Source organism: Citrobacter sp. S39 (assembly GCF_009495675.1).
Lineage (GTDB): Bacteria > Pseudomonadota > Gammaproteobacteria > Enterobacterales > Enterobacteriaceae > Citrobacter > Citrobacter freundii.
In genome coordinates this window covers 4598675-4623069 of the sequence record NZ_CP045555.1, presented here as the reverse complement: position 1 = coordinate 4623069, position 24395 = coordinate 4598675, and the positions used below count along the sequence as shown (strand labels likewise).

The following is a 24395-nucleotide window of genomic DNA, read 5'->3' as shown; positions in this document are numbered from 1 at the left end:
TCATAAAACTGACGCATAATGGCACCGTATTGATGGCAAACGATTTAATTATAAACAGGGCAAATCATGGCGAGACGTATTCTGGTCGTAGAAGATGAAGCTCCAATTCGTGAAATGGTCTGCTTCGTGCTCGAGCAAAACGGTTTTCAACCCGTAGAAGCCGAAGACTATGACAGTGCTGTGAACCAACTCAATGAACCCTGGCCGGATCTCGTCCTGCTTGACTGGATGCTTCCCGGCGGCTCGGGTCTGCAATTTATTAAACATCTCAAGCGCGAAGCCATGACGCGGGATATCCCCGTGATGATGCTGACGGCGAGAGGTGAAGAGGAAGACCGCGTCCGGGGTCTGGAAACCGGTGCGGATGATTATATTACCAAGCCGTTTTCTCCCAAGGAGCTGGTGGCGCGTATTAAAGCGGTTCTGCGTCGTATTTCACCGATGGCGGTGGAAGAGGTTATTGAGATGCAGGGGCTAAGCCTTGATCCGACCTCGCATCGCGTGATGACCGGCGAGGATCCGCTGGATATGGGGCCGACTGAATTCAAACTGTTGCACTTCTTTATGACCCACCCTGAGCGCGTCTACAGCCGGGAACAACTCCTTAATCATGTCTGGGGAACCAATGTCTACGTGGAAGACCGGACAGTGGATGTGCATATCCGCCGCTTACGTAAAGCACTGGAGCACAGCGGACACGATCGAATGGTGCAGACAGTTCGCGGGACGGGATATCGTTTTTCGACCCGCTTCTGACTGACAAGAATCAGGGCCTGATGGATTAGGCCGTTTATGGAGTAAGACGTTTGCTAGAACGATTGTCATGGAAAAGGTTGGTACTGGAGCTGATCCTGTGCTGCATACCGGCATTTATCCTTAGCGCTTTTTTCGGTTACCTGCCCTGGTTTTTACTGGCGTCGGTAACGGGCCTGCTTATCTGGCATTTCTGGAATCTATTACGTTTGTCCTGGTGGCTATGGGTCGACAGAAGCATGACGCCGCCGCCGGGGCGAGGCAGTTGGGAACCGTTGTTATATGGGCTGCATCAAATGCAGCTGCGCAACAAAAAGCGCCGTCGAGAACTGGGTAACCTGATCAAACGTTTTCGCAGCGGGGCGGAATCACTACCCGACGCGGTGGTGTTGACCACCGAAGAAGGCGGTATCTTCTGGTGTAACGGACTGGCTCAGCAGGTTCTGGGACTGCGCTGGCCGGATGATAGCGGGCAAAATATTCTTAACCTGTTGCGATACCCGGAATTCACACAATATCTGAAAACGCGCGACTTTAGCCGGCCTATCAATCTGGTGCTCAATACCGGACGGCATCTGGAAATTCGCGTGATGCCCTACACGGATAAGCAACTGCTGATGGTGGCGCGCGACGTTACCCAGATGCACCAACTGGAAGGTTCACGGCGAAACTTTTTCGCCAACGCCAGCCATGAGCTGCGCACACCGCTGACGGTGCTGCAAGGTTATCTGGAAATGATGCAGGAGCATCCGCTGGAAGGGACAACGCGCGAAAAAGCGCTGCATACCATGCGCGAACAAACGTACCGTATGGAAGGCCTGGTGAAGCAGCTGCTGACGCTGTCAAAAATTGAAGCTGCTCCGACGTTGCAACTGAATGAGAAAGTCGATGTGCCCATGATGCTGCGCGTGATCGAGCACGAAGCGCAAACCCTGAGCCAGCATAAACATACTTTTACCTTTGATGTCGATAACAGCCTGAACGTGCGGGGCAACGAGGAGCAGTTGCGTAGCGCTATCTCGAATCTCGTGTACAACGCGGTGAACCACACACCAGCGGGAACGCACATTACCGTACGCTGGCAGCATGTGGTCTCGGGGGCGGAATTTTGTGTGGAAGACAACGGTCCAGGCATTGCCGCCGAGCATATTCCACGTTTGACCGAGCGTTTTTATCGGGTAGATAAGGCGCGATCGCGGCAAACGGGCGGTAGCGGGTTGGGCCTTGCCATCGTGAAACATGCGCTGCATCATCACGACAGCCGTTTGAATATCGAAAGCGAACCAGGCAAAGGGACGCGATTTAGTTTCGTGATCCCGGAACGTTTGATTGCCAAAAGTAACGGTTAAAGCACATTCGTAAGATTATCTTTCCAAAAGCCAGCACAAGCTGGCTTTTTCTATGCGGTCAATATATGACTCCTGAATTTTACGACGTTTGATTGTTTTTTGTTCGAACTATTACCCATACCTTTTTCCATGAAATGGTGTTTTGTGCTAACCCCATTTTTCATATCGTTATATTGTTCTGGTTTTTGGATCCCACCTTGCTTTAAAACGTTATAAGCGTTTAAATTGCGCTCCAGGTGCTGTCATACCGACTGCATTTACGCGGTAAATCGAAAAACTATTCTTCGCCGCGCCAGGTCGGGAGTGTTTCCCGCTGGAATTGAGCAAAAATGCCGCTGTATTGTCCCCCAGGGAAAGGCAAAAATTTACTATTTTCAACACCACATCCACAGGCAGTAAGACTTTATGACCCATCAGTTAAAATCGCGCGATATTATCGCTTTGGGATTTATGACATTTGCACTGTTCGTTGGTGCAGGTAACATCATCTTCCCCCCAATGGTTGGTTTGCAGGCAGGTGAACACGTCTGGACTGCGGCTTTTGGCTTTTTGATTACCGCCGTTGGCCTGCCGGTACTTACCGTTGTCGCGCTGGCGAAAGTCGGTGGTGGTGTGGACCGACTGAGCACACCTATCGGTAAAGTTGCTGGTCTGCTACTGGCGACTGTTTGCTATCTGGCCGTTGGGCCGTTATTTGCTACCCCGCGTACCGCGACGGTCTCTTTCGAAGTCGGGATTGCACCGCTGACCGGTGACTCTGCGCTGCCGCTGTTTATCTATAGCGTTATCTATTTCGCGATTGTGATTCTGGTTTCGCTGTATCCGGGCAAACTGCTGGATACGGTGGGTAATTTCCTGGCGCCGCTGAAAATCCTGGCGCTGGTTGTTCTGTCTGTCGCCGCAATCGTCTGGCCAGCAGGCCCGATCAGTAATGCGATGGAAGCCTACCAAACTGCGGCATTTTCTAATGGTTTCGTGAACGGGTATCTGACCATGGATACGCTGGGCGCGATGGTGTTTGGTATTGTTATCGTTAACGCCGCTCGCTCGCGTGGTGTTACTGAAGCACGTCTGCTGACCCGTTACACCGTTTGGGCGGGTTTAATGGCGGGTGTGGGCTTAACGCTGCTGTATCTCGCGCTGTTCCGTCTGGGTTCAGATAGCGCGATTCTGGTCGATCAGTCTGCTAACGGCGCGGCGATTCTGCATGCGTATGTTCAGCACACCTTTGGCGGTGCAGGAAGCTTCCTGCTGGCGGCGCTGATTTTCATCGCCTGTCTGGTCACCGCGGTTGGCTTGACCTGTGCGTGCGCAGAGTTCTTTGCCCAGTACGTTCCACTGTCTTATCGTACGCTGGTATTTATCCTCGGCGGCTTCTCGATGGTGGTTTCTAACCTGGGTCTGAGCCATCTGATTCAGATCTCTATTCCGGTGCTGACGGCTATCTATCCGCCATGTATCGCACTGGTTGTATTAAGCTTTACCCGCTCATGGTGGCATAATTCTTCCCGCGTCATTGCACCTGCGATGTTTATCAGCCTGATTTTTGGTATCCTTGATGGCATTAAAGCTTCTGCAATTGGCGACGTGTTACCGGCCTGGACCCAGCGTTTACCGCTGGCGGAGCAGGGGCTGGCGTGGTTGATGCCAACAGTCGTGATGGTGGTCCTGGCAGTTATCTGGGATCGCGCCGCGGGTCGACAAGTGACCTCCAGCGCACACTAATATCACTGACAATAAGTTTTAACCACGGGGCTATTAACATGGCCCCGTGGTTTTTTTATTGTGTTAACAGGTTAGGAATCGATGGAAAGTAATAACAAGCTAAAGCGTGGGCTGAGCACCCGGCACATCCGCTTTATGGCATTAGGTTCAGCAATTGGTACCGGGCTGTTCTATGGCTCTGCCGATGCCATCAAAATGGCGGGGCCAAGCGTGTTGCTGGCCTATATTATCGGCGGCGTAGCGGCGTATATTATTATGCGCGCGCTGGGCGAAATGTCTGTTCATAACCCTGCAGCCAGCTCCTTCTCGCGCTATGCGCAGGAAAACCTCGGACCGCTGGCAGGCTATATCACCGGCTGGACCTATTGTTTTGAAATCCTGATTGTCGCCATTGCCGATGTGACTGCCTTTGGTATTTACATGGGCGTCTGGTTCCCGGCCGTACCGCACTGGATTTGGGTACTCAGCGTAGTGCTGATTATCTGCGCCATCAACCTGATGAGCGTGAAGGTGTTTGGCGAGCTGGAGTTCTGGTTCTCGTTCTTCAAAGTCGCCACCATTATCATCATGATTGTCGCTGGTTTCGGTATCATCATTTGGGGGATTGGCAACGGCGGGCAACCGACCGGTATCCATAACTTATGGAGCAACGGTGGCTTCTTCAGCAACGGCTGGCTCGGCATGGTGATGTCGCTGCAAATGGTGATGTTCGCTTACGGCGGGATTGAGATTATCGGGATTACCGCAGGCGAAGCCAAAGACCCGGAAAAATCTATTCCGCGCGCTATCAATTCCGTACCAATGCGTATCCTGGTGTTTTATGTGGGGACGTTGTTCGTCATTATGTCTATCTACCCGTGGAACCAGGTGGGTACCGACGGTAGCCCGTTCGTTATGACGTTCCAGCATATGGGCATTACCTTTGCTGCCGGGATCCTCAACTTTGTGGTTCTGACTGCGTCGCTGTCGGCAATTAACTCTGACGTCTTCGGTGTGGGACGTATGCTACACGGCATGGCGGAACAGGGCAGTGCCCCAAAAATGTTTGCCAAGACGTCGCGTCGTGGCGTGCCGTGGGTTACGGTGATGGTGATGACCATCGCGCTGCTGTTTGCGGTTTATCTTAACTACATCATGCCGGAAAACGTCTTCCTGGTGATCGCCTCTTTGGCAACGTTCGCCACGGTTTGGGTGTGGATTATGATCCTGCTGTCGCAGATTGCTTTCCGTCGTCGTCTGCCGCCAGAAGAGGTCAAAGCGCTGAAATTTAAAGTACCGGGTGGGGTAACGACGACCGTTGTTGGTCTGATTTTCCTGGTCTTTATCATCGCGCTTATCGGCTATCATCCGGATACCCGCATTTCGCTGTACGTCGGCTTTGCGTGGATTGTCCTGCTGCTGGTCGGCTGGGGATTCAAGCGCCGTCGCGAGCGCCAACTGGCTGAAGCACAGTAATATTTTTGCCGGGTAGCTTTGCGTTACCCGGCAATTTTCTCCTCCCCCGAACTCCTCCCCCAATAAACGTTAAGATGATGAGTGATCCTGCACTTCGCTATGGCAAGGTGACGTCATTATCATCAAAGGGGATACGTGATGTTGAACGCCTGGCACCTTCCGGTTGCCCCATTTGTTAAGCAAAACAAAGATCAACTGACGATTACATTATGGCTGGCGGGGGAAAATCCACCCCAGCGGGTGACGCTACGCGCAGAAAACGATAACGAAGAGATTTCGCTGGCTATGCACAAGCAGCGCAGCCAGCCGCAGCCGGGTGTGACCGCGTGGCGAGCGGCGATTGATCTCTCCAGCGGGCAGCCTCGTCGACGCTATAGCTTTAAATTACTTTGGCTCGATCGTCAGTTGTGGTTCACCCCACAGGGATTCAGCCGTTTTCCGCCTGCGCGTCTGGAGCAGTTTGCCGTCGATGTGCCGGATAACGGTCCGCAGTGGGTCGCTGACCAGGTCTTTTACCAAATATTCCCGGACCGTTTTGCCCGCAGCCAGTCGCGTGAAGCGGGCCAGGATAACGTCTATTACCATCACGCGGCCGGGCACGACATCGTGCGGCGCGAATGGGACGAACCGCTTACGGCTCAGGCCGGTGGCTCCACGTTCTATGGCGGTGATTTGGACGGCATCAGCGAAAAGCTACCGTACCTGAAAACGTTAGGGGTCACGGCGCTGTACCTGAATCCTGTGTTTACCGCGCCGAGCGTGCATAAATACGATACCGAAGATTACCGTCATGTTGATCCGCAATTTGGCGGCGACACTGCGCTGCTGCGCCTGCGGCACAACACCCAACAGCAGGGCATGCGCTTGATTCTGGACGGTGTTTTTAACCATAGCGGCGATTCGCACGCCTGGTTTGACCGGCATAGTAGGGGAACGGATGGGGCGTGCCATAACCCAGAATCCCCCTGGCGCGACTGGTATCATTTCTCAGCCGACGGCGTTGCGCTCGACTGGCTGGGGTATTCCAGCCTGCCCAAGCTGGACTTTTCTTCGGAAAGCCTGGTAAATGAAATTTATCGCGGCGAAGACAGTATCGTCCGTCACTGGCTGAAAGCGCCGTGGAGTATGGACGGCTGGCGTCTTGATGTGGTGCACATGCTGGGAGAGGCAGGAGGCGCACGTAACAACCTACAACACGTGGCCGGCATTACGCAGGCGGCTAAAGAAACCCAGCCAGAGGCGTATGTGGTGGGTGAACATTTTGGCGATGCGCGCCAGTGGTTGCAGGCCGACGCGGAAGATGCCGCCATGAACTATCGCGGCTTTACTTTCCCTCTCTGGGGATTCCTCGCCAATACCGATATTTCATACGACCCACAATCCATTGACGCCCAGACCTGTATGGCGTGGATGGATAACTACCGCGCGGGGTTGTCGCATCAACAGCAATTGCGCATGTTTAACCAGCTCGACAGCCACGATACCGCTCGCTTTAAGTCTCTGCTCGGTAAAGACGTCGCACGTTTACCGCTGGCGGTGGTGTGGCTATTTACCTGGCCTGGCGTGCCCTGTATTTACTACGGCGACGAAGTGGGGCTGGATGGCAAAAACGATCCGTTTTGCCGCAAACCTTTCCCATGGCAGCCTGAAAAACAGGACGCTAACCTGCTGGCGTTGTACCAGCGGCTGGCAAAATTACGCCACCAGAGCCAGGCGCTACGCCACGGTGGTTGTCAGGTGATTTACGCCGAGGATAACGTGGTGGTGTTTGTACGGGTGCTAAACCGCCAGCGCGTGTTAGTGGCGATTAACCGTGGCCAGGCTTGTGAAGTGGTCCTGCCAGCCTCGCCATTACTGAGCGTGAGTCATTGGCAGCACAAAGAAGGCAAAGGTGTGCTTGCCGACGATATCCTGACGTTGCCGGCGATTTCCGCCTCGGTATGGTCAGGTCATTGATATAAGTGCGCAATCGCCGGGCTTGCCAGCAGCGCGTCTCGCCACCAGCGCTGCGCCAGCCCATCACGGTTATTACGCCATGCCATATAGGCCACGTCTTTTTGGCGAAATGAGATAACCGTTTTTTCCACCAGCTCGCCCGTAGCAAGCCACGGGCTGGCAATATGGCGGGGGAGAAATCCGCAGCCCATGCCGGCTCGCAGTAGCATCACTTTACTGTGGAAGTCATCGACACGGATCTGCGCCTGCTCCTCCATCAGATTAGTTTGTAACGGATGGCAGAAGCGGGCGCTGTCGCTGATAATAATCGCCCGATGCAGGCACAACTGCTCGTTGGTCAGGCCATCAGGTGCTGCGGCCAGCGGATGCTCAGGCGCAACGACAAACACATTGTCCAATGTACCGAGCATTTTGTAGGACCAGGCCGCTGACGTTGGTGGTTCATTAATCGCCCCCAGAATAATATCTGCTCCATTATGGGTCAGTTCTTCCCAGGAACCCGCCAGCGTATGATGGGTAAAACTGAGGCGGGTTTGCTTATTCAGCGCGTGAAATTCATCGATAATGGGTAACAGCGAGGCGAAAGGAAAGGAGTCGTCCAGCGCAATCGCCAGCTCTTTTTCCCAGCCTGAACTCAGCTGTACCGCCTGTTTTTCGAGATCTTTTGCCGCACTTAGCAATAAACGTCCCTTTTCCAGCATCATCTGTCCGGTGTCGGTAAATTTAGCCCGGTGTCCGGAACGGTCAAGCAACTCGATATTCAGGTCGCTTTCCAGCTTTTGAATCATATAGCTGAGTGCCGCAGGCGTTTTAAACAGCGATTCGGCCGCCGCGGCAAATGAACCCTGTTTGTCGAGTGCGTCGAGAATAAGCAAAACATCCAGATTAATGCGCATAAGCAGAAAAGATCCTGAAAATTAAACCCTTCTGTTGTACCGAATGAAGAAAAACAATGCCAGTGAATAAATTAGATGAATCATGCGCATTTTTTTGATGTTGTTTAGGATATATCTCAACACAGAATTAATAGTTTCACAGGATGGTAAGTTTTCTTTAATAACTCGTTAGAAATTTCCCGCTATACTCAACAAGCTTTCTGATTCAGGATCCTGCTGCTGACGGCAGATACAGACCGTTGCCTTTTAACTTATTGATTAAGAAGGTGTGATATGTCTATTCGGGAACTGATTGACCCTCAAAACTCTACGCTTATTTTTATTGATCATCAGCCGCAAATGTCATTTGGTGTAGCGAATATCGATCGCCAGACTTTAAAAAATAATACCGTGGCATTAGCGAAAGCCGGGAAAAATATTCAATGTTCCGGTGATTTATACTTCTGTTGAAACGAAAAGTTTTAGCGGATATATCTGGCCAGAATTGTTAGCGGTTCATCCTGATGTAAAACCCATTGAACGCACCTCGATGAACTCCTGGGAAGATGCGGCGTTTGTGAAGGCCGTGGAAGCGACTGGGCGTAAAAAACTGATTATCTCCGCGCTGTGGACCGAAGTATGCCTGACTTTCCCGGCACTGATGGCGCTGGAAGCGGGTTACGAAGTATATGTGGTGACCGACACTTCCGGCGGCACGTCCGTGGATGCCCATGAGCGTTCTATCGACCGCATGGTACAGGCAGGTGCCGTACCTGTAACCTGGCAACAGGTTCTTCTCGAGTACCAGCGCGACTGGTCTCGCAAAGAAACCTACGACGCCGTCATGGATCTGGTACGTGAGCACAGCGGTGCCTACGGTATGGGCGTGGATTATGCCTATACCATGGTGCATGGCGCGCCAGAACGTAAAGCCTAAATACACGCCATCCTTCATACTGCATCTTTGTTGGCTTCGCTTGCGTACCCCGGTCACTTACTTATGTAAGCTCCCGGGGAACCACAACCTCGATGCACCATGAATGGTTTTGTGTATTGCTTTCCTGGCCTAAGCGGCCTGTTTCCTCTCAACAAGGAACCCTTCATGGCGCAGAACAAACATGTGACGTTGGTGATTACCCACACCCTGCTGCCTGAGCAGGCGCAGCGGTATGAGCAGTGGCTGGGGAAAATCATGCCGGTAGCGGCCGAGTTTCCCGGTCATCTCGGAGCGAACGTGATTCGCCCTGCGGATGGCGACAACCTGTGGAATATCATCATTCGCTTCGACACGCTTGAGCATCTGTATAACTGGACCCAGTCTGATACACGCCGCGTGTTGGTGGAAGAGATCGTCCCACTGCTGGCGGAAGGTGATAAAACCGAAATTCGTACCGAAGCGGCATTCTGGTTTACGCCGCCAGCGCCACATGTACGCCAGCCCAAACGCTGGAAACAGTTTCTGATAACCCTGCTGGTGATATTTCCTAGCACCAATCTGGTGCCGTGGTTGACCGGCATTGTGCTGCCTGCAATGAAGGGCTCGTTACTCCTGCATCTCATCAATGATGCCTGTGTGGTTGCGCTGGTGGTCTGGTTCTGGATGCCCATCGTAACCCGTCTGTTTGCCGGATGGCTGAAAAAAGCCTGACCGGTATCTCAGGAGATTGTTATGTCTCAAACTGCCACACTGATTCTGACTCACGGAAAAATTCATACTCTCGATAGGCAACGCCCGCAGGTCGAGGCGGTGGCGATTGCCAACGGAAAGATCCTGGCGACCGGTAGCCACGAGCGGGTAATGAGCTTTGCTGCCGAAGGGACGCAGGTTGTCGATCTGCAAGGACATACGGTGATCCCGGGCCTGAACGATTCGCACCTGCACCTTATTCGTGGTGGACTGAATTACAACCTGGAATTACGTTGGGAAGGCGTGCCGTCGCTGGCGGACGCCCTACGTATGCTCAAAGACCAGGCGGACAGAACGCCGTCGCCGCAATGGGTACGCGTGGTGGGCGGCTGGAGCGAATTCCAGTTTGCCGAACGTCGCATGCCAACCCTGGAAGAACTGAATGAAGCTGCTCCGGATACCCCGGTTTTTGTTCTGCATCTCTATGACCGGGCTTTGCTGAACCGCGCTGCGCTGAAAGCCGTCGGCTACACCAAAGCGACGCCGGATCCGGCGGGCGGTGAGATTGTGCGTGATAGCAACGGCAACCCGACCGGGATGTTGATCGCTAAACCAAACGCCATGATCCTTTATTCGACGCTGGCAAAAGGACCAAAACTGCCGCTGGAAATGCAGGTTAACTCGACCCGCCAGTTTATGCGTGAACTGAACCGTCTGGGACTTACCAGTGCCATCGATGCGGGCGGCGGCTTCCAGAACTATCCGGAAGATTACGAGATTATTGAGCAGTTACACGCCAACAAGCAGATGACGGTGCGTATTGCCTACAACCTGTTTACCCAGCGTCCAAAACAGGAACTGGAAGACTTTGAACGTTGGACCGATATGCTCAAACCGGGGCAGGGGACCGACTTCTACCGCGCCAATGGGGCCGGGGAAATGCTGGTCTTTTCGGCAGCGGATTTTGAAGATTTTCTCCAGCCGCGCCCGGACCTGCCGGAGGGTATGGAAGATGAGCTGGAGCGCGTGGTGCGACACCTGGTGGAGCACCGCTGGCCGTTCCGCCTGCACGCCACCTACGATGAATCTATCAGCCGCATGCTGGACGTGTTTGAGAAGGTGAATCGTGATATCCCGTTCAATGGCCTGCACTGGTTCTTCGATCATGCCGAAACCATTACTGAACGGAATATCGAGCGCGTTAAAGCGCTGGGCGGCGGGATTGCTGTTCAGCACCGAATGGCGTTCCAGGGCGAATATTTTGTCGATCGTTATGGCAAAGATGCGGTCAAACACACGCCGCCGGTGGCGAAAATGCTGGCGGCTGAAGTTCCGGTAGGGCTGGGGACTGACGCCACCCGTGTGGCTAGCTACAACCCGTGGACCGCGCTCTATTGGCTGGTTTCGGGCCGCACCGTTGGCGGTATGGCGATGTACGATGATAACAACCGCTTGCCGCGCGACGTGGCGCTGGAACTGTGGACCGCTGGCAGCGCCTGGTTCTCCAGCGAGCAGGGTAAGAAAGGGCGAATCGAGAAAGATCAACTGGCCGACCTGGTGGTGCTGTCTAAAGATTACTTCAACGTGGCGGAAGAAGAGATCAAAGGCATTGAGTCAGTGATGACCATTGTCGATGGCAAAGTCGTGTATGCGGCAGGGCATTTCACCCCGCTGGCACCGCCAGCCATCCCGGTTGTGCCGGACTGGTCGCCGGTGGTGAAGGTGCCGGGGCACTATCGCTCAGCGCCGCCTGCTGCGGCAAAAATTGGCGCAATGGTGCAGATGCATCAGTGCTGTGGTAGCTGTGGCGTACACGGTCATCAGCATGATATTGCGCGTCAATCAGGCATTCCGGTGTCAGATGACCGGGCTTTCTGGGGCGCGCTTGGCTGTTCCTGCTTCGCGTTTTAATTGTGGTTTGGATAAGCGTATTGTCGCTGGTGATACTTACAGAGAGTGACGCAATCACCTACCTGACCTACGAACAATAAAAAAGGCCCGCACTAGCGGGCCTTTTGTCGATTCATGCCAATTACAGGCTGGAAACGTTCTCGGTCAGGTATTTTGCTACGCCGTCCGGAGACGCGTTCATACCTTCTTTACCTTTTTCCCACTGTGCCGGGCATACGTCGCCGTGCTCTTCGTGGAACTGCAGCGCGTCAACCATGCGCAGCATTTCGTCGATGTTGCGGCCCAGCGGCAGATCGTTAACCACCTGGTGGCGAACAACGCCGTTAGCGTCGATCAGGAAAGAACCGCGCAGAGCAACGCCAGCTTCCGGGTGCTCGATGCCGTAGGCTTTCTGGATTTCGCGTTTAATGTCAGCAACCATTGCGTATTTCACTGCACCGATGCCGCCTTTGTCGACAGGGGTGTTACGCCATGCGTTGTGGACAAATTCAGAGTCGAAGGAAACGCCAACAACTTCAACGCCGCGCTTCTGGAATTCTTCGTAACGTTTGTCGAATGCGATCAGTTCAGACGGGCAAACGAAGGTGAAGTCCATCGGCCAGAAGAACAGAACGGTAGTTTTACCGTTGGTATGCTGTTTGAAGTTGAAGTTTTCAACGATCTCACCGCTACCCAGTACCGCAGCTGCTGTGAAATCCGGAGCCTGACGAGTTACCAGTACCATATAATTCTCCTGCAATGTTAAGGGGTTTTGGAACGCAACGCGGGCCAGTATAGAGAGTGTTCGTGAATAAGACAAAGAGGCGCTGGCAATCAATGAGACAGGTTTTGTCTATCAATCTTTTGCCGGATGACGGCTACGGCTTATCCGGCGGGGAATGCGGGTTGCAATCAAAGGGTTTTACGCCGCGCCTGGTCCATCATTTGCGGATAAAACTGCCAGAATCGTTCTTCTAACGCATCGTAATGCGTATTGAGGTCATACCATGAGTCGCGTAGGGCATCGAGCCGTGGACGGCGGCTGGCCATGCCGTTCAGGACGTTCTGGATAAAATCCATGTCCCGGTAGCGCTCAAGCCATTTCTCTGACCATATATAGTTATTCAGATTGATAAAGCGTGGCGGCGATTCCGGCAAAATAGTGGTTACCTGGGTACGGGCATAGCGCACAAAGTCCGTCAGCGGTAAGTCAGGGGAGATCTCCGACCAGTGGCGCGACAGAAAATGATCCCACATGACATCCAGCGTAATCGGCGCGACGCGGCGCGTTTCGCTACGAAACCATTCTTTGGCTTCACGCACCTGCGGCAGGTTATCTGTCATCACGTCGATACGACGATGCATGAAGATGCCTTCTACCACATCAGGCGAGTAGTGCGTTTCCGGATTACCCCGGACAAAATCGGCCAGCAGATTGCCGGAAAGCGAACTGTCGGCAAGGTGAGCGAGATGCAAATGTGCAAGAAAATTCATAGTTAAATGTTTATCCAGAGGGGTAAAGGTTGCAGGGAGAACGCCCCGGCACTAGACTACCCGCCTCTTATTTTAGTCTGAGTCAGTGTCATGCGCGTTACCGATTTCACCTTTGAACTACCCGAATCCCTGATTGCCCACTATCCGCAAGCTGAGCGCAGTAGCTGTCGCTTGCTGTCTTTGGACGGGCCGACGGGCGCGCTGACGCACGGTACTTTCACCGATTTGCTCGATAAGCTCAACCCTGGCGATTTGCTGGTCTTTAACAACACCCGCGTCATTCCTGCGCGTCTGTTTGGTCGTAAAGCCAGCGGCGGTAAAATTGAAGTGCTGGTCGAGCGTATGCTGGATGACAAACGTATTCTGGCGCATATTCGTGCCTCGAAAGCGCCGAAACCGGGCGCCGAGCTGCTGCTGGGCGATGACGAAAGCATTAAAGCAACGATGGTGGCGCGCCATGACGCGCTGTTTGAAGTTGAGTTTAACGACGAACGCAGCGTGCTGGATATCCTCAACGCGATTGGCCATATGCCGTTGCCGCCGTATATCGACCGTCCGGATGAAGACGCCGACCGCGAGCTGTACCAGACCGTGTACAGCGAAAAACCGGGTGCCGTCGCTGCGCCGACCGCGGGTCTGCATTTTGACGATCCGCTGCTGGCTAAACTGCGCGATAAAGGCATTGAAATGGCGTTCGTCACCCTGCACGTTGGAGCGGGTACTTTCCAGCCGGTGCGCGTAGACACTATTGAAGACCACATTATGCACTCCGAATATGCGGAAGTGCCGCAGGATGTGGTGGATGCGGTGCTGGCGGCGAAAGCGCGCGGTAACCGCGTGATTGCGGTGGGCACCACCTCCGTACGTTCACTGGAAAGTGCGGCGCAGGCGGCCAAAAACGATCTAATCGAGCCGTTCTTCGGCGATACACAAATCTTTATTTATCCAGGCTATAAATATCAGGTGATTGATGCTCTGGTCACCAACTTCCACCTGCCGGAATCGACATTGATTATGCTGGTTTCCGCATTTGCTGGTTATAAAAACACCATGCACGCCTATCATGAAGCGGTAAAAGCGGAATATCGCTTTTTTAGTTACGGGGATGCGATGTTTATCACGTACAATCCGCAGGCTATTTCTGAGCGTGTCGGGGAATAAGTTTCCGGCATGAGTGTTTAAAACGTCGGACTGTTTTTCTGACGCAGGAGTGAAGATGAAATTTGAACTGGATACCACAGACGGTCGCGCTCGCCGCGGCCGCCTGGTTTTTGATCGTGGCGTAGTAGAAACGCCTGCTTTTATGCCGGTCGGTACTTACGGCACAGTAAAAGGCATGACGCCGGAAGAAGTTGAAGCGACCGGCGCACAGATCATCCTCGGCAACACTTTCCACCTGTGGCTGCGCCCGGGGCAGGAAATCATGAAACTGCACGGCGATCTGCACGATTTTATGCAGTGGAAAGGGCCGATCCTCACCGATTCCGGCGGCTTCCAGGTGTTCAGCCTGGGCGATATCCGGAAGATAACCGAACAAGGCGTGCATTTCCGTAACCCGATCAACGGCGATCCGATTTTCCTCGATCCCGAGAAGTCGATGGAGATTCAATACGATCTCGGTTCCGATATCGTGATGATCTTCGACGAATGTACACCGTATCCGGCCGACTGGGACTATGCTAAACGCTCGATGGAGATGTCTCTGCGTTGGGCGAAGCGCAGCCGTGACCGTTTTGATAGCCTCGGCAACAAAAATGCGCTTTTTGGCATCATTCAGGGCAGTGTTTACGAAGATTTACGTGATATCTCCGTCAAAGGTCTGGTAGATATCGGCTTTGATGGCTACGCTGTCGGCGGTTTGGCTGTCGGTGAGCCGAAGGAAGATATGCACCGCATTCTGGAACATGTTTGCCCGCAGATTCCGGCAGATAAACCGCGTTACCTGATGGGCGTCGGTAAACCAGAAGATCTGGTTGAAGGCGTGCGTCGCGGTATCGATATGTTTGACTGTGTGATGCCAACGCGAAATGCCCGTAATGGTCATTTGTTTGTGACTGACGGCGTGGTAAAAATTCGTAACGCGAAACATAAAAGCGACACCAGTCCGCTCGATGCTGAGTGTGATTGCTACACCTGTCGCAATTATTCGCGCGCTTACTTGCATCATCTCGACCGTTGCAACGAAATATTGGGCGCGCGTCTCAACACGATTCATAACCTTCGCTACTACCAGCGTTTGATGGCGGGTTTACGCAAGGCTATTGAAGAGGGTAAATTAGAGAGCTTCGTGACCGATTTTTACCAACGTCAGGGTAGACCAGTTCCACCTGTGAACGTTGATTAATTTTAATAATGAGGGAATTTGAATGAGCTTTTTTATTTCTGATGCGGTAGCGGCAACAGGTGCTCCGGCGCAGGGCAGCCCGATGTCTCTGATTCTGATGCTGGTGGTGTTTGGTCTGATTTTCTACTTCATGATCCTGCGCCCGCAGCAAAAGCGTACCAAAGAACACAAAAATCTGATGAACTCCATTGCTAAAGGCGATGAAGTGCTGACTAACGGTGGTCTGGTGGGTCGCGTGACCAAAGTAGCAGAATCTGGCTACATCGCTATCGCGCTGAACGACACCACTGAAGTGGTTATTAAACGTGATTTCGTAGCTGCCGTTCTGCCGAAAGGCACCATGAAGGCGCTGTAATTTATTGTTTTCCCAAAGGGAACTGCCGTGTTAAACCGTTATCCTTTGTGGAAGTATGTCATGCTGATCGTCGTGATTGTCGTCGGTCTGCTCTATGCGCTTCCCAACCTGTATGGTGAGGATCCGGCTGTTCAAATCACTGGCGTGCGCGGTGCCGCCGCCAGTGAGCAAACGCTGATCCAGGTCCAGAAAACGTTACAAGAAGATAAAATCACACCTAAGTCTGTGGCTCTGGAAGAGGGTGCTATTCTCGCGCGCTTCGACTCCACTGATACCCAACTGCGCGCACGTGAAGTATTAATGGGCGTACTGGGCGATCAGTACGTCGTGGCGCTTAACCTTGCTCCGGCAACCCCGCGCTGGCTGGCTGCCATTCATGCAGAACCGATGAAACTCGGCCTTGACCTGCGTGGCGGTGTTCACTTCCTGATGGAAGTGGATATGGATACCGCGCTGAGTAAGTTGCAGGAACAAAATATCGATAGCCTGCGCAGCGATCTGCGTGAAAAAGGCATTCCTTATACTACCGTTCGCAAAGAAGATAACTACGGTCTGAGCATCACTTTCCGTGATAGCAGCGCCCGTGATGAAGCTATCTCTTACTTGAGCAAACGTCACCAGGATCTGGTTATTTCCAGCCAGGGCAGCAATGCACTGCGTGCTGTAATGACCGATGCGCGCCTGAGCGAAGCCCGTGAGTACGCGGTACAGCAGAACATCAACATTCTGCGTAATCGTGTTAACCAACTGGGTGTTGCTGAGCCGGTGGTACAACGTCAGGGCGCTGACCGCATCGTGGTCGAACTGCCGGGTATTCAGGATACCGCGCGTGCGAAAGAAATTCTGGGCGCAACCGCGACGCTGGAGTTCCGTCTGGTAAACACCAACGTTGACCAGTCCGCTGCAGCATCGGGTCGTGTTCCGGGTGATTCGGAAGTGAAACAGTCTCGTGAAGGTCAGCCTGTTGTGCTGTACAAGCGCGTGATCCTGACCGGTGACCATATCACCGATTCCACTTCCAGCCAGGACGAATATAATCAGCCGCAGGTTAACATCTCGCTGGATAGCGCGGGTGGTAACATCATGTCCAACTTCACCAAGGACAACATCGGTAAGCCGATGGCGACCCTGTTCGTGGAGTACAAAGACAGCGGTAAGAAAGATGCTAACGGTCGTGCAGTACTGGTGAAACAGGAAGAGGTGATTAACATTGCCAATATCCAGTCTCGCCTGGGTAACAGCTTCCGTATCACCGGTATCAACAACCCGAACGAAGCGCGTCAGCTTTCTCTGCTGTTACGTGCCGGTGCGTTGATTGCGCCGATTCAGATTGTGGAAGAACGTACCATCGGCCCAACCCTGGGTATGCAGAACATTAAACAGGGTCTGGAAGCGTGTCTGGCCGGTCTGGTGGTGTCTATCCTGTTCATGATCTTCTTCTATAAGAAGTTCGGTCTGATTGCGACCAGTGCGCTGATTGCTAACCTGGTATTGATTGTCGGTATTATGTCGTTGCTGCCGGGCGCTACGCTAAGTATGCCGGGGATTGCGGGGATTGTCTTAACCCTTGCCGTCGCGGTCGATGCGAACGTACTGATCAACGAACGTATCAAAGAAGAGTTGAGTAACGGGCGTTCGGTGCAGCAGGCCATCAACGAAGGTTATGCGGGCGCATTTAGCTCCATCTTTGATGCGAACATTACGACGCTGATCAAGGTCATCATCCTGTACGCAGTTGGCACCGGGGCAATTAAAGGGTTCGCGATTACTACCGGTATTGGTGTGGCGACGTCGATGTTTACCGCGATTGTCGGTACACGTGCCATCGTAAACCTGTTGTATGGCGGCAAGCGCGTCAAAAAGCTGTCAATCTGAGGAGTGCGAAGTGGCACAGGAATATACTGTTGAACAATTAAACCACGGCCGTAAAGTCTGGGACTTTATGCGCTGGGACTACTGGGCTTTCGGCATTTCAGGTTTCCTGCTGATTGCGGCCATCGTGGTGATGGGCGTACGCGGGTTTAACTGGGGGCTCGATTTCACCGGTGGTACGGTTATTGAAATCACGCTGGAAAAACCGGCCGATATGGACGTGATGCGCGATGCGCTGGAGAAAGCGGGCTTCGTTGATCCGCTTCTGCAGAACTTCGGCAGCAGCCACGACATTATGGTACGTATGCCGCCAACTGAAGGTGCAGACGGCGGTCAGGTGCTGGGCAGCAAAGTGTTGAGTGTGATTAACGAATCCACCAACCAAAACGCCGCGGTGAAGCGAATTGAATTCGTGGGTCCGAGCGTGGGGGCTGATCTGGCGCAAACCGGTGCGATGGCGCTGATGGCGGCGCTGATCTCCATCCTGGTGTACGTCGGTTTCCGCTTTGAGTGGCGACTGGCGGCGGGGGTGGTTATCGCTCTGGCGCACGACGTGATTATCACACTTGGGATCCTGTCGTTGTTCCATATCGAGATTGACCTGACTATCGTCGCATCACTGATGTCGGTAATCGGTTACTCGCTGAACGATAGTATCGTTGTATCTGACCGTATTCGTGAAAACTTCCGCAAAATTCGTCGCGGTACGCCTTACGAAATCTTTAACGTGTCACTGACTCAAACGCTGCACCGTACGTTGATTACGTCCGGTACAACGTTGATGGTTATTCTGATGCTGTTCCTGTTCGGTGGTCCGGTACTGGAAGGCTTCTCGCTGACGATGCTGATCGGTGTTTCCATCGGTACCGCATCTTCTATCTACGTGGCATCGGCGCTGGCGCTGAAGCTGGGTATGAAGCGTGAGCACATGCTGCAGCAGAAGGTCGAGAAAGAAGGGGCGGATCAACCGTCGATTCTTCCTTAACCATTAAGAGTGAAGATACTGGAATCCCGATCGTAAGGTCGGGATTTTTTTTTGCCTGTGAATTAGCGACAGGCAATTATCTTTTCCTGTCGCCACACTACTGACAGTATGCTGTCAGTAACCCTGTCTTATAGTCCTTCTGAGATTACCCATATAGGCAGGAGGAAGTATGAGCAACGTAATTAATTGGTTTGAAATCCCTGTAGCACAAATGGATCGCGCCATCGCTTTTTATGAACCAGTGATGCAGGTTTCTTTGCGTCGGGAAAATATGGACTGCGCTGAGCTGGCCGTATTTCCGCATCAGGATCCCGCTCCCGGCGGGGCGCTGGCTAAATTTGACGGTATTACTCCTTCAGCGCAGGGCGCTATTATTTATCTGCATACGGACGATTTGGCGGCAACGCTTGAACGCGTCGCCACTGCTGGCGGTCAGTGTGTGTTTGGCCCACTCGAACTGGGGCAGGATATTGGTACGATTGCGCTATTTACTGACAGCGAAGGCAATCGTGTTGGTTTACATCAACCCGCGTAATATTTTCAGCACTGAGGATTAAAATGAGCAGACGCGCCGACCGCTTGTTTCAGATTGTACAAATCCTGCGTGGCAGGCGAGTGACAACGGCGGCGCTGCTGGCAGAACGTCTTGAAGTTTCTGAACGGACGATTTATCGCGATATCCGCGATCTCTCTTTATCCGGCGTGCCCATTGAAGGCGAAGTGGGCAGTGGATACCGCTTAATGGCGGGGTTTGATTTGCCGCCGTTGATGTTAACCCAGCACGAATCAGAAGCGTTGATGGTAGCGATTCGGTTGCTGAAAACATGGGGCGGGGATTCACTCTCACAGGCGCTGGAATCAGCACAGGAAAAAGTGTTGGCGATATTGCCGCCAGAGAGTCGGCGCAGAGCCGAGCAAACGCGGATTTTCGCGCCAGATTTTGGTAATCAGCCGCATTCACGCAGTGCGTTCGATCTCATACATCGCGCGGTTTCAGCTCAGCAGGTGCTGGCGCTGCATTATCGCGATGAGTCCGGGAACCTCTCGTGGCGCGACGTTCAGCCGCTGGGATTATTTTTCTGGGGCGAGCACTGGCTGCTGGTTGGCTGGTGCGAGAAGCGTGATGATTATCGTTGTTTTCGCGTTGATCGATGTCTGAAGATCACGCCACTCGACAGGCACTTTCGCGAATCTGCGGATCGTTCGCTAAGTGACTTTTTACGTAAAGTACGCTGTGAAGACCAGCCATAAAAAAGCCAGCGGTTAAGCTGGCTTGTTTGCGATAAATTGTCTGGATTAGAAGTTGTAACCTACGACCAGGTAACCACCCCAACCGGTAGATTTCGCGCTGAAGTCGCCTTCGCCCCAGTTCAGAGTATCCCCACCTTTCCACTGACCGCCGTTATGGAAGTAACGCGCTACGACAGAGTAGTGCCAGTGATCGTAGTTCAGCGCCAGGACGTGGCTGGAAGCGATAGAGTTGCTGGTGCGGTTCGGGTCATCACCCAAATCTGAGCCCCAGTCGAAGTTGGTGAAGCCGATGTAGGTCAGCTGGCCGCCCCAAACCTGGGTGATCGGCACAAAGTATTTCACTTTGAAACGGTAGCCATCCCACTCGTTTTCGTTGGATGCGCCATAGTTTTGCCACTGGTATTTAGCATAGACGTTCAGGGACAAACCCATCGGCAGACCGGTATCGATATCGGTACCCAGACCCATATACCAGGTGCTCTGGCGGCTGGCTTTGTTATCACCCATGTCGTAGATGTAGTTGTTGGCGAAATACCATTCTTTGAACGGACCAAAGCTCAGGTCAGCACCGGTCAGTTTATCGATGGAGAAACGCGGTTCGATTTCCATAAACAACGGGGAACCGTCAGACCAGATACCTTTATCGTTGCCGTTACCCCAGTCGAAGGTTTTCGGAATATCGATGTAGCCATAGAAATCAAACCAGTCTTTTTTGGCAAATGCTTCGTATTCCAGATACACGTCGTTGTTCAGTTTCGGAGAGAAACGGGTGTGATAGCTACCCACCACGTTAACGCTCTGGTGCCACCAGTCGGACAGATATTGCGGTTTGTCATTTTCTGCTGCGTTGGCAGTAAAAGACGAGGAGAGCGCCAGCACTGCACCGGCTGCAAGTAATGTTTTTTTCATATGTATGCCACTGTTTGAAATCCCTTTCGGGAGTGAAAAATGCGCAATTTGCGTTTCTAAATATTTCGTAATTCTTCGGAGCCTATTATAAAAATCATTGTTCACAAAAATATGTCTTGTTTCACAGTTCTATCATTTACGTAATCGATTGCGTTCACGTTTGCGTACTTTAGGCGGCGAATTGTACTGGCTCTCATGAATGTTGCCAAGTTTTACCAGAAATATCGGTTATGTCAGGGGAGTAACAAAATGGAGCGGAGTGATGTTGCGGAACGCACAAAACGTTCCGCAAAAAAGTTTATTGGCTAACAGGCTGGATGTCGTGGATGCGAACAAATCCTAACTGATCTGGAGTGAGGCCATTTATCTGCAACGGAATGTCTACGTCGCTGGGAGCAAGAATACTCGCCGGAGCGTTGACCAACTGGTTGTGAACGTTCACTTCCTGATAATTGTCCGTGGTGCCCTGAATTTGCCCGTACTCGACGGTGGCGCTAAAGGCGGGTAAAGGCGTGTTGGATTCACCCTGAATCCGTAGCGTCAGGCGCGTACCATCCGCGTTCGGTGCAATGTTTACCAGCGACATGCGTAAAGTGCCAATCTGGCTGTCCAGCCGTGCCGGAGTTTTGGAACCCGGTAGCAGATAGACGCCGCTGGTTGATTTTGCATTCAACATATTTTGTTGCGTAATTTTTACTGTTTCCTGATTAAGCTGCGCCATCTCTTTATTCAATGTGCTAACGCTTTGATGCATCTGGCGTACTTCGCTTTGCTGTGCGCAGGCACTAAGACTAAAGAGACTTCCCACCAGGAGAATTCTTAGGTAACGTCTTGTCATTGTGATTACTTCCTTCATTGTCGCGATAGCATAATGGTAGTGTGGACTGAGCACGAAGGCATCGATCCTTTGTCTCAAAAGCGCAGTGCCTTTGTTGTCACGGCAGTTCAGGGTAAAATAGATTCTGTTAACCACTGAGGTACAGGACGCCGTATGCATTGCCCATTCTGTTTCGCCGTAGACACTAAGGTAATTGACTCTCGTCTTGTAGGCGAGGGCTCCTCGGTACGCCGCCGTCGGCAGTGTCTGGTCTGTAACGAACGTTTCACCACTTTTGAAGTGGCTGAACTTGTCATGCCGCGCGTTGTGAAAAGCAACGACGTGCGTGAACCCTTTAATGAAGAAAAGCTGCGTAGCGGCATGCTCAGAGCGCTTGAGAAACGGCCTGTTAGCGCGGATGACGTCGAAATGGCGTTAAACCATATCAAATCACAGCTGCGTGCGACTGGTGAGCGTGAGGTGCCGAGCAAGATGATTGGCAACCTGGTGATGGAGCAGTTGAAAAAGCTCGATAAAGTCGCCTACATCCGCTTTGCCTCTGTCTACCGGAGTTTCGAAGACATCAAAGAATTTGGCGAAGAGATTGCTCGCCTACAGGACTAAGCCATGCAGGATGAATTGTACATGGCGCGTGCGCTGAAGCTTGCTGCGCGCGGACGTTTTACCACTCACCCCAACCCCAACGTGGGCTGCGTGATTGTGAAGGATGGGGAGATCGTCGGTGAAGGATATCACCACCGTGCGGGCGAACCGCATGCCGAAGTTCATGCTCTGCGGATGGCTGGAGAAAAAGCGCAAGGGGCAACGGCCTATGTGACGCTTGAACCCTGTAGTCATCATGGTCGCACGCCGCCGTGTTGCGATGCGCTGATTGCGGCGGGTGTATCGCGTGTGGTTGCGGCGATGCAGGATCCCAATCCGCAGGTCGCAGGACGTGGGCTCTACCGTTTGCAGCAGGCGGGCATCGACGTCAGCCACGGGCTGATGATGAGCGAAGTTGAGCAACTGAATAAAGGCTTTCTCAAGCGCATGCGTACGGGATTCCCGTATCTGCAGCTTAAGCTTGGCGCGTCGCTTGATGGCCGTACGGCGATGGCCAGCGGTGAAAGCCAGTGGATTACCTCACCACAGGCGCGCCGCGATGTGCAACGCTTGCGCGCGCAAAGCCATGCCATTTTAACCAGCAGTGCTACGGTGCTGGCAGACGACCCTCAGCTTACCGTGCGTTGGTCGGAGCTTGGGGAGTCAACTCAGGCGAGTTACCCGCAGGAAGAGTTGCGCCAACCAATCCGCATTGTTCTGGATAGCCAGAATCAGGTCACGCCGGAGCACCGTATTGTCCAACAGCCTGGAGAAACCTGGATTGTCCGGACTGAAGACGACCCCCGTAGCTGGCCGGAGACGGTTCGTAGCCTGAAGGTGCCGGAACATAACGGGCATCTGGATCTGGTGGTGCTGATGATGCAACTGGGCAAACAGCAAATTAACAGTATTTGGGTTGAGGCAGGCCCAACGCTCGCGGGGGCATTATTACAGGCCGGTTTGGTCGATGAGCTAATCGTGTATGTTGCGCCTAAACTGTTAGGCAGCGATGCGCGTGGATTATGTGTGCTTCCAGGCCTTGAGAAACTGGCTGACGCACCCCATTTCAAATTCAATGAGATACGCCAGGTGGGCCCGGACGTTTGCCTGCATTTAACGACTGCGTGAGGCTTTCTGATTTAGAGGAAGCAGCGCACAGAATATTATGATAAAATCCGCCCCCCTTACGGGGCCATAAATCGAACCCGAAGGAAGAATATGAACATTATTGAAGCTAACGTTGCTACCCCGGACGCTCGCGTCGCCATCACCATTGCGCGTTTCAACAACTTTATCAATGACAGCCTGCTGGAAGGGGCTATCGACGCCCTGAAACGTATTGGCCAGGTTAAAGATGAAAACATTACCGTTGTTTGGGTTCCAGGTGCATATGAGCTGCCGCTGGCCGCTGACGCACTGGCAAAAACCGGTAAATACGACGCGGTGATTGCGCTCGGTACGGTGATCCGTGGCGGTACCGCGCACTTCGAATATGTGGCTGGCGGTGCAAGTAATGGCCTGGCGCATGTCGCTCAGGACAGTGGCATTCCGGTAGCCTTCGGTGTTCTGACCACCGAAAGTATTGAACAAGCCATCGAACGTGCTGGCACTAAAGCCGGCAACAAAGGCGCAGAAGCAGCACTGACTGCGCTTGAAATGATTAATGTATTGAAAGCCATTAAGGCCTGATTTTTGTAAGGGGAAATCCGTGAAACCTGCTGCTCGTCGCCGCGCCCGTGAGTGTGCCGTCCAGGCGCTCTACTCCTGGCAGTTGTCCCAGAACGACATCGCTGATGTTGAATACCAGTTCCTGGCGGAACAGGACGTTAAAGATGTCGACGTTCTGTATTTCCGCGAACTGCTGTCCGGGGTGGCGACTAACAGCGCGTACCTGGATGGATTAATGAAGCCTTACCTGTCTCGTCTGTTAGAAGAGCTGGGTCAGGTAGAAAAAGCCGTACTGCGTATTGCGCTGTTTGAACTGTCTAAACGTAGTGATGTGCCGTACAAAGTGGCCATCAACGAAGCGATTGAACTGGCGAAAACCTTCGGCGCTGAAGATAGCCATAAATTCGTGAACGGCGTACTGGATAAAGCAGCACCTGTGATTCGCCCCAACAAAAAGTAATCCCGAG

The 24395-nt window shown here is 52.9% G+C and carries 23 protein-coding genes and 1 pseudogene; 19 read left to right on the top strand and 5 right to left on the bottom strand.

Annotated elements, in window-relative coordinates; translation table 11 throughout:
- The first annotated feature begins 66 nt into the window (after positions 1-66).
- From phoB to malZ, 5 genes are all read left to right on the top strand, one after another.
- Positions 67-756: a phosphate response regulator transcription factor PhoB gene (phoB, locus tag GFB57_RS22110; RefSeq protein ID WP_003021496.1), complete on the top strand. Its 690-nt coding sequence runs from the start codon at positions 67-69 to the stop codon at positions 754-756.
- Between the two features lie 50 nt (positions 757-806).
- A complete protein-coding gene (gene phoR, locus GFB57_RS22105; RefSeq protein WP_003021498.1) occupies positions 807-2102 on the top strand; it encodes a phosphate regulon sensor histidine kinase PhoR in 1296 nt (431 codons plus the stop codon).
- A 405-nt stretch (positions 2103-2507) separates the two neighbouring features.
- Positions 2508-3827, top strand: a complete 1320-nt coding sequence (gene brnQ / locus GFB57_RS22100; protein WP_003021501.1) for a branched-chain amino acid transporter carrier protein BrnQ — start codon at positions 2508-2510, stop codon at positions 3825-3827.
- 81 nt (positions 3828-3908) lie between these two features.
- On the top strand, positions 3909-5282 hold the full coding sequence (gene proY, locus GFB57_RS22095) for a proline-specific permease ProY (RefSeq protein ID WP_003021504.1): 1374 nt from the start codon (positions 3909-3911) through the stop codon (positions 5280-5282).
- Between the two features lie 138 nt (positions 5283-5420).
- Entirely contained in the window at positions 5421-7238 is a 1818-nt protein-coding gene (gene malZ / locus GFB57_RS22090; RefSeq protein WP_008320900.1) for a maltodextrin glucosidase, read from the top strand.
- Here the strand turns inward: malZ and GFB57_RS22085 are convergent.
- Complete coding sequence (locus GFB57_RS22085; protein ID WP_003021510.1) at positions 7232-8134, bottom strand: LysR family transcriptional regulator; 903 nt, start codon at positions 8132-8134, stop codon at positions 7232-7234. The genes malZ and GFB57_RS22085 overlap by 7 nt on opposite strands.
- A 273-nt stretch (positions 8135-8407) precedes the next feature.
- Here GFB57_RS22085 and GFB57_RS22080 point away from each other — a divergent pair.
- From GFB57_RS22080 to GFB57_RS22070, 3 genes and pseudogenes are all read left to right on the top strand, one after another.
- Positions 8408-9050: pseudogene (locus GFB57_RS22080) on the top strand (hydrolase).
- A gap of 165 nt (positions 9051-9215) precedes the next feature.
- The gene (locus tag GFB57_RS22075; RefSeq protein WP_003021516.1) at positions 9216-9761 is read left to right on the top strand and encodes an antibiotic biosynthesis monooxygenase; all 546 of its coding nucleotides are present in this window, start codon (positions 9216-9218) and stop codon (positions 9759-9761) included.
- A 21-nt stretch (positions 9762-9782) separates the two neighbouring features.
- Entirely contained in the window at positions 9783-11651 is a 1869-nt protein-coding gene (locus tag GFB57_RS22070) for an amidohydrolase (protein WP_003021520.1), read from the top strand.
- 121 nt (positions 11652-11772) lie between these two features.
- Here the strand turns inward: GFB57_RS22070 and GFB57_RS22065 are convergent, their stop codons facing one another.
- Positions 11773-12375 (bottom strand): peroxiredoxin, encoded by a 603-nt coding sequence (locus GFB57_RS22065; RefSeq protein ID WP_003021524.1) that lies wholly within the window; start codon positions 12373-12375, stop codon positions 11773-11775.
- A gap of 167 nt (positions 12376-12542) precedes the next feature.
- Positions 12543-13124 (bottom strand): ACP phosphodiesterase, encoded by a 582-nt coding sequence (gene acpH / locus GFB57_RS22060; protein ID WP_003021527.1) that lies wholly within the window; start codon positions 13122-13124, stop codon positions 12543-12545.
- A gap of 90 nt (positions 13125-13214) precedes the next feature.
- On the opposite strand from acpH, the gene queA reads away from it, so the two are divergent.
- The 7 genes from queA (at position 13215) to GFB57_RS22025 (ending at position 19931) form a co-directional block, all read left to right on the top strand.
- Positions 13215-14285, top strand: a complete 1071-nt coding sequence (gene queA / locus GFB57_RS22055) for a tRNA preQ1(34) S-adenosylmethionine ribosyltransferase-isomerase QueA (protein WP_003021529.1) — start codon at positions 13215-13217, stop codon at positions 14283-14285.
- Between the two features lie 55 nt (positions 14286-14340).
- Complete coding sequence (tgt, locus tag GFB57_RS22050; RefSeq protein WP_003021535.1) at positions 14341-15468, top strand: tRNA guanosine(34) transglycosylase Tgt; 1128 nt, start codon at positions 14341-14343, stop codon at positions 15466-15468.
- A gap of 22 nt (positions 15469-15490) precedes the next feature.
- Positions 15491-15823 (top strand): preprotein translocase subunit YajC, encoded by a 333-nt coding sequence (yajC, locus tag GFB57_RS22045; protein ID WP_003021544.1) that lies wholly within the window; start codon positions 15491-15493, stop codon positions 15821-15823.
- A gap of 27 nt (positions 15824-15850) precedes the next feature.
- Entirely contained in the window at positions 15851-17698 is a 1848-nt protein-coding gene (secD, locus tag GFB57_RS22040; RefSeq protein WP_003021547.1) for a protein translocase subunit SecD, read from the top strand.
- A gap of 10 nt (positions 17699-17708) precedes the next feature.
- Positions 17709-18680 (top strand): protein translocase subunit SecF, encoded by a 972-nt coding sequence (gene secF / locus GFB57_RS22035; protein WP_003021550.1) that lies wholly within the window; start codon positions 17709-17711, stop codon positions 18678-18680.
- A gap of 169 nt (positions 18681-18849) precedes the next feature.
- A complete protein-coding gene (locus tag GFB57_RS22030) occupies positions 18850-19215 on the top strand; it encodes a VOC family protein (RefSeq protein ID WP_003021554.1) in 366 nt (121 codons plus the stop codon).
- Positions 19216-19238: 23 nt separating this feature from the next.
- The gene (locus GFB57_RS22025; protein WP_003021558.1) at positions 19239-19931 is read left to right on the top strand and encodes a YafY family protein; all 693 of its coding nucleotides are present in this window, start codon (positions 19239-19241) and stop codon (positions 19929-19931) included.
- Positions 19932-19976: 45 nt separating this feature from the next.
- Here the strand turns inward: GFB57_RS22025 and GFB57_RS22020 are convergent, their stop codons facing one another.
- Together GFB57_RS22020 and GFB57_RS22015 are read right to left on the bottom strand one after the other, a co-directional pair.
- On the bottom strand, positions 19977-20840 hold the full coding sequence (locus tag GFB57_RS22020; RefSeq protein WP_003021561.1) for a nucleoside-specific channel-forming protein Tsx: 864 nt from the start codon (positions 20838-20840) through the stop codon (positions 19977-19979).
- Between the two features lie 298 nt (positions 20841-21138).
- A complete protein-coding gene (locus GFB57_RS22015; protein WP_003021567.1) occupies positions 21139-21678 on the bottom strand; it encodes a DUF3251 domain-containing protein in 540 nt (179 codons plus the stop codon).
- Positions 21679-21831: 153 nt separating this feature from the next.
- Here GFB57_RS22015 and nrdR point away from each other — a divergent pair, with 153 nt between their 5' ends.
- The 4 genes from nrdR to nusB all read left to right on the top strand — a co-directional run bounded on the left by nrdR (position 21832) and on the right by nusB (position 24388).
- Positions 21832-22281, top strand: a complete 450-nt coding sequence (nrdR, locus tag GFB57_RS22010) for a transcriptional regulator NrdR (protein WP_003021571.1) — start codon at positions 21832-21834, stop codon at positions 22279-22281.
- Between the two features lie 3 nt (positions 22282-22284).
- Positions 22285-23388, top strand: a complete 1104-nt coding sequence (gene ribD / locus GFB57_RS22005) for a bifunctional diaminohydroxyphosphoribosylaminopyrimidine deaminase/5-amino-6-(5-phosphoribosylamino)uracil reductase RibD (protein WP_003021573.1) — start codon at positions 22285-22287, stop codon at positions 23386-23388.
- Between the two features lie 90 nt (positions 23389-23478).
- The gene (ribE, locus tag GFB57_RS22000; RefSeq protein WP_003021575.1) at positions 23479-23949 is read left to right on the top strand and encodes a 6,7-dimethyl-8-ribityllumazine synthase; all 471 of its coding nucleotides are present in this window, start codon (positions 23479-23481) and stop codon (positions 23947-23949) included.
- 19 nt (positions 23950-23968) lie between these two features.
- Entirely contained in the window at positions 23969-24388 is a 420-nt protein-coding gene (gene nusB / locus GFB57_RS21995; protein WP_000801129.1) for a transcription antitermination factor NusB, read from the top strand.
- Positions 24389-24395 lie beyond the last annotated feature (7 nt).

What these genes read in the sequence shown, in the direction of transcription:
- phoB (WP_003021496.1), top strand. Translation starts at nt 67, where the DNA reads ATGGCGAGACGTATTCTGGTCGTAGAAGATGAAGCTCCAATTCGTGAA.
- brnQ (WP_003021501.1), top strand. Translation starts at nt 2,508, where the DNA reads ATGACCCATCAGTTAAAATCGCGCGATATTATCGCTTTGGGATTTATG.
- proY (WP_003021504.1), top strand. Translation starts at nt 3,909, where the DNA reads ATGGAAAGTAATAACAAGCTAAAGCGTGGGCTGAGCACCCGGCACATC.
- malZ (WP_008320900.1), top strand. Translation starts at nt 5,421, where the DNA reads ATGTTGAACGCCTGGCACCTTCCGGTTGCCCCATTTGTTAAGCAAAAC.
- GFB57_RS22085 (WP_003021510.1), bottom strand. Translation starts at nt 8,134, where the DNA reads ATGCGCATTAATCTGGATGTTTTGCTTATTCTCGACGCACTCGACAAA.
- GFB57_RS22075 (WP_003021516.1), top strand. Translation starts at nt 9,216, where the DNA reads ATGGCGCAGAACAAACATGTGACGTTGGTGATTACCCACACCCTGCTG.
- GFB57_RS22070 (WP_003021520.1), top strand. Translation starts at nt 9,783, where the DNA reads ATGTCTCAAACTGCCACACTGATTCTGACTCACGGAAAAATTCATACT.
- GFB57_RS22065 (WP_003021524.1), bottom strand. Translation starts at nt 12,375, where the DNA reads ATGGTACTGGTAACTCGTCAGGCTCCGGATTTCACAGCAGCTGCGGTA.
- acpH (WP_003021527.1), bottom strand. Translation starts at nt 13,124, where the DNA reads ATGAATTTTCTTGCACATTTGCATCTCGCTCACCTTGCCGACAGTTCG.
- queA (WP_003021529.1), top strand. Translation starts at nt 13,215, where the DNA reads ATGCGCGTTACCGATTTCACCTTTGAACTACCCGAATCCCTGATTGCC.
- tgt (WP_003021535.1), top strand. Translation starts at nt 14,341, where the DNA reads ATGAAATTTGAACTGGATACCACAGACGGTCGCGCTCGCCGCGGCCGC.
- yajC (WP_003021544.1), top strand. Translation starts at nt 15,491, where the DNA reads ATGAGCTTTTTTATTTCTGATGCGGTAGCGGCAACAGGTGCTCCGGCG.
- GFB57_RS22030 (WP_003021554.1), top strand. Translation starts at nt 18,850, where the DNA reads ATGAGCAACGTAATTAATTGGTTTGAAATCCCTGTAGCACAAATGGAT.
- GFB57_RS22025 (WP_003021558.1), top strand. Translation starts at nt 19,239, where the DNA reads ATGAGCAGACGCGCCGACCGCTTGTTTCAGATTGTACAAATCCTGCGT.
- GFB57_RS22020 (WP_003021561.1), bottom strand. Translation starts at nt 20,840, where the DNA reads ATGAAAAAAACATTACTTGCAGCCGGTGCAGTGCTGGCGCTCTCCTCG.
- GFB57_RS22015 (WP_003021567.1), bottom strand. Translation starts at nt 21,678, where the DNA reads ATGACAAGACGTTACCTAAGAATTCTCCTGGTGGGAAGTCTCTTTAGT.
- nrdR (WP_003021571.1), top strand. Translation starts at nt 21,832, where the DNA reads ATGCATTGCCCATTCTGTTTCGCCGTAGACACTAAGGTAATTGACTCT.
- ribD (WP_003021573.1), top strand. Translation starts at nt 22,285, where the DNA reads ATGCAGGATGAATTGTACATGGCGCGTGCGCTGAAGCTTGCTGCGCGC.
- ribE (WP_003021575.1), top strand. Translation starts at nt 23,479, where the DNA reads ATGAACATTATTGAAGCTAACGTTGCTACCCCGGACGCTCGCGTCGCC.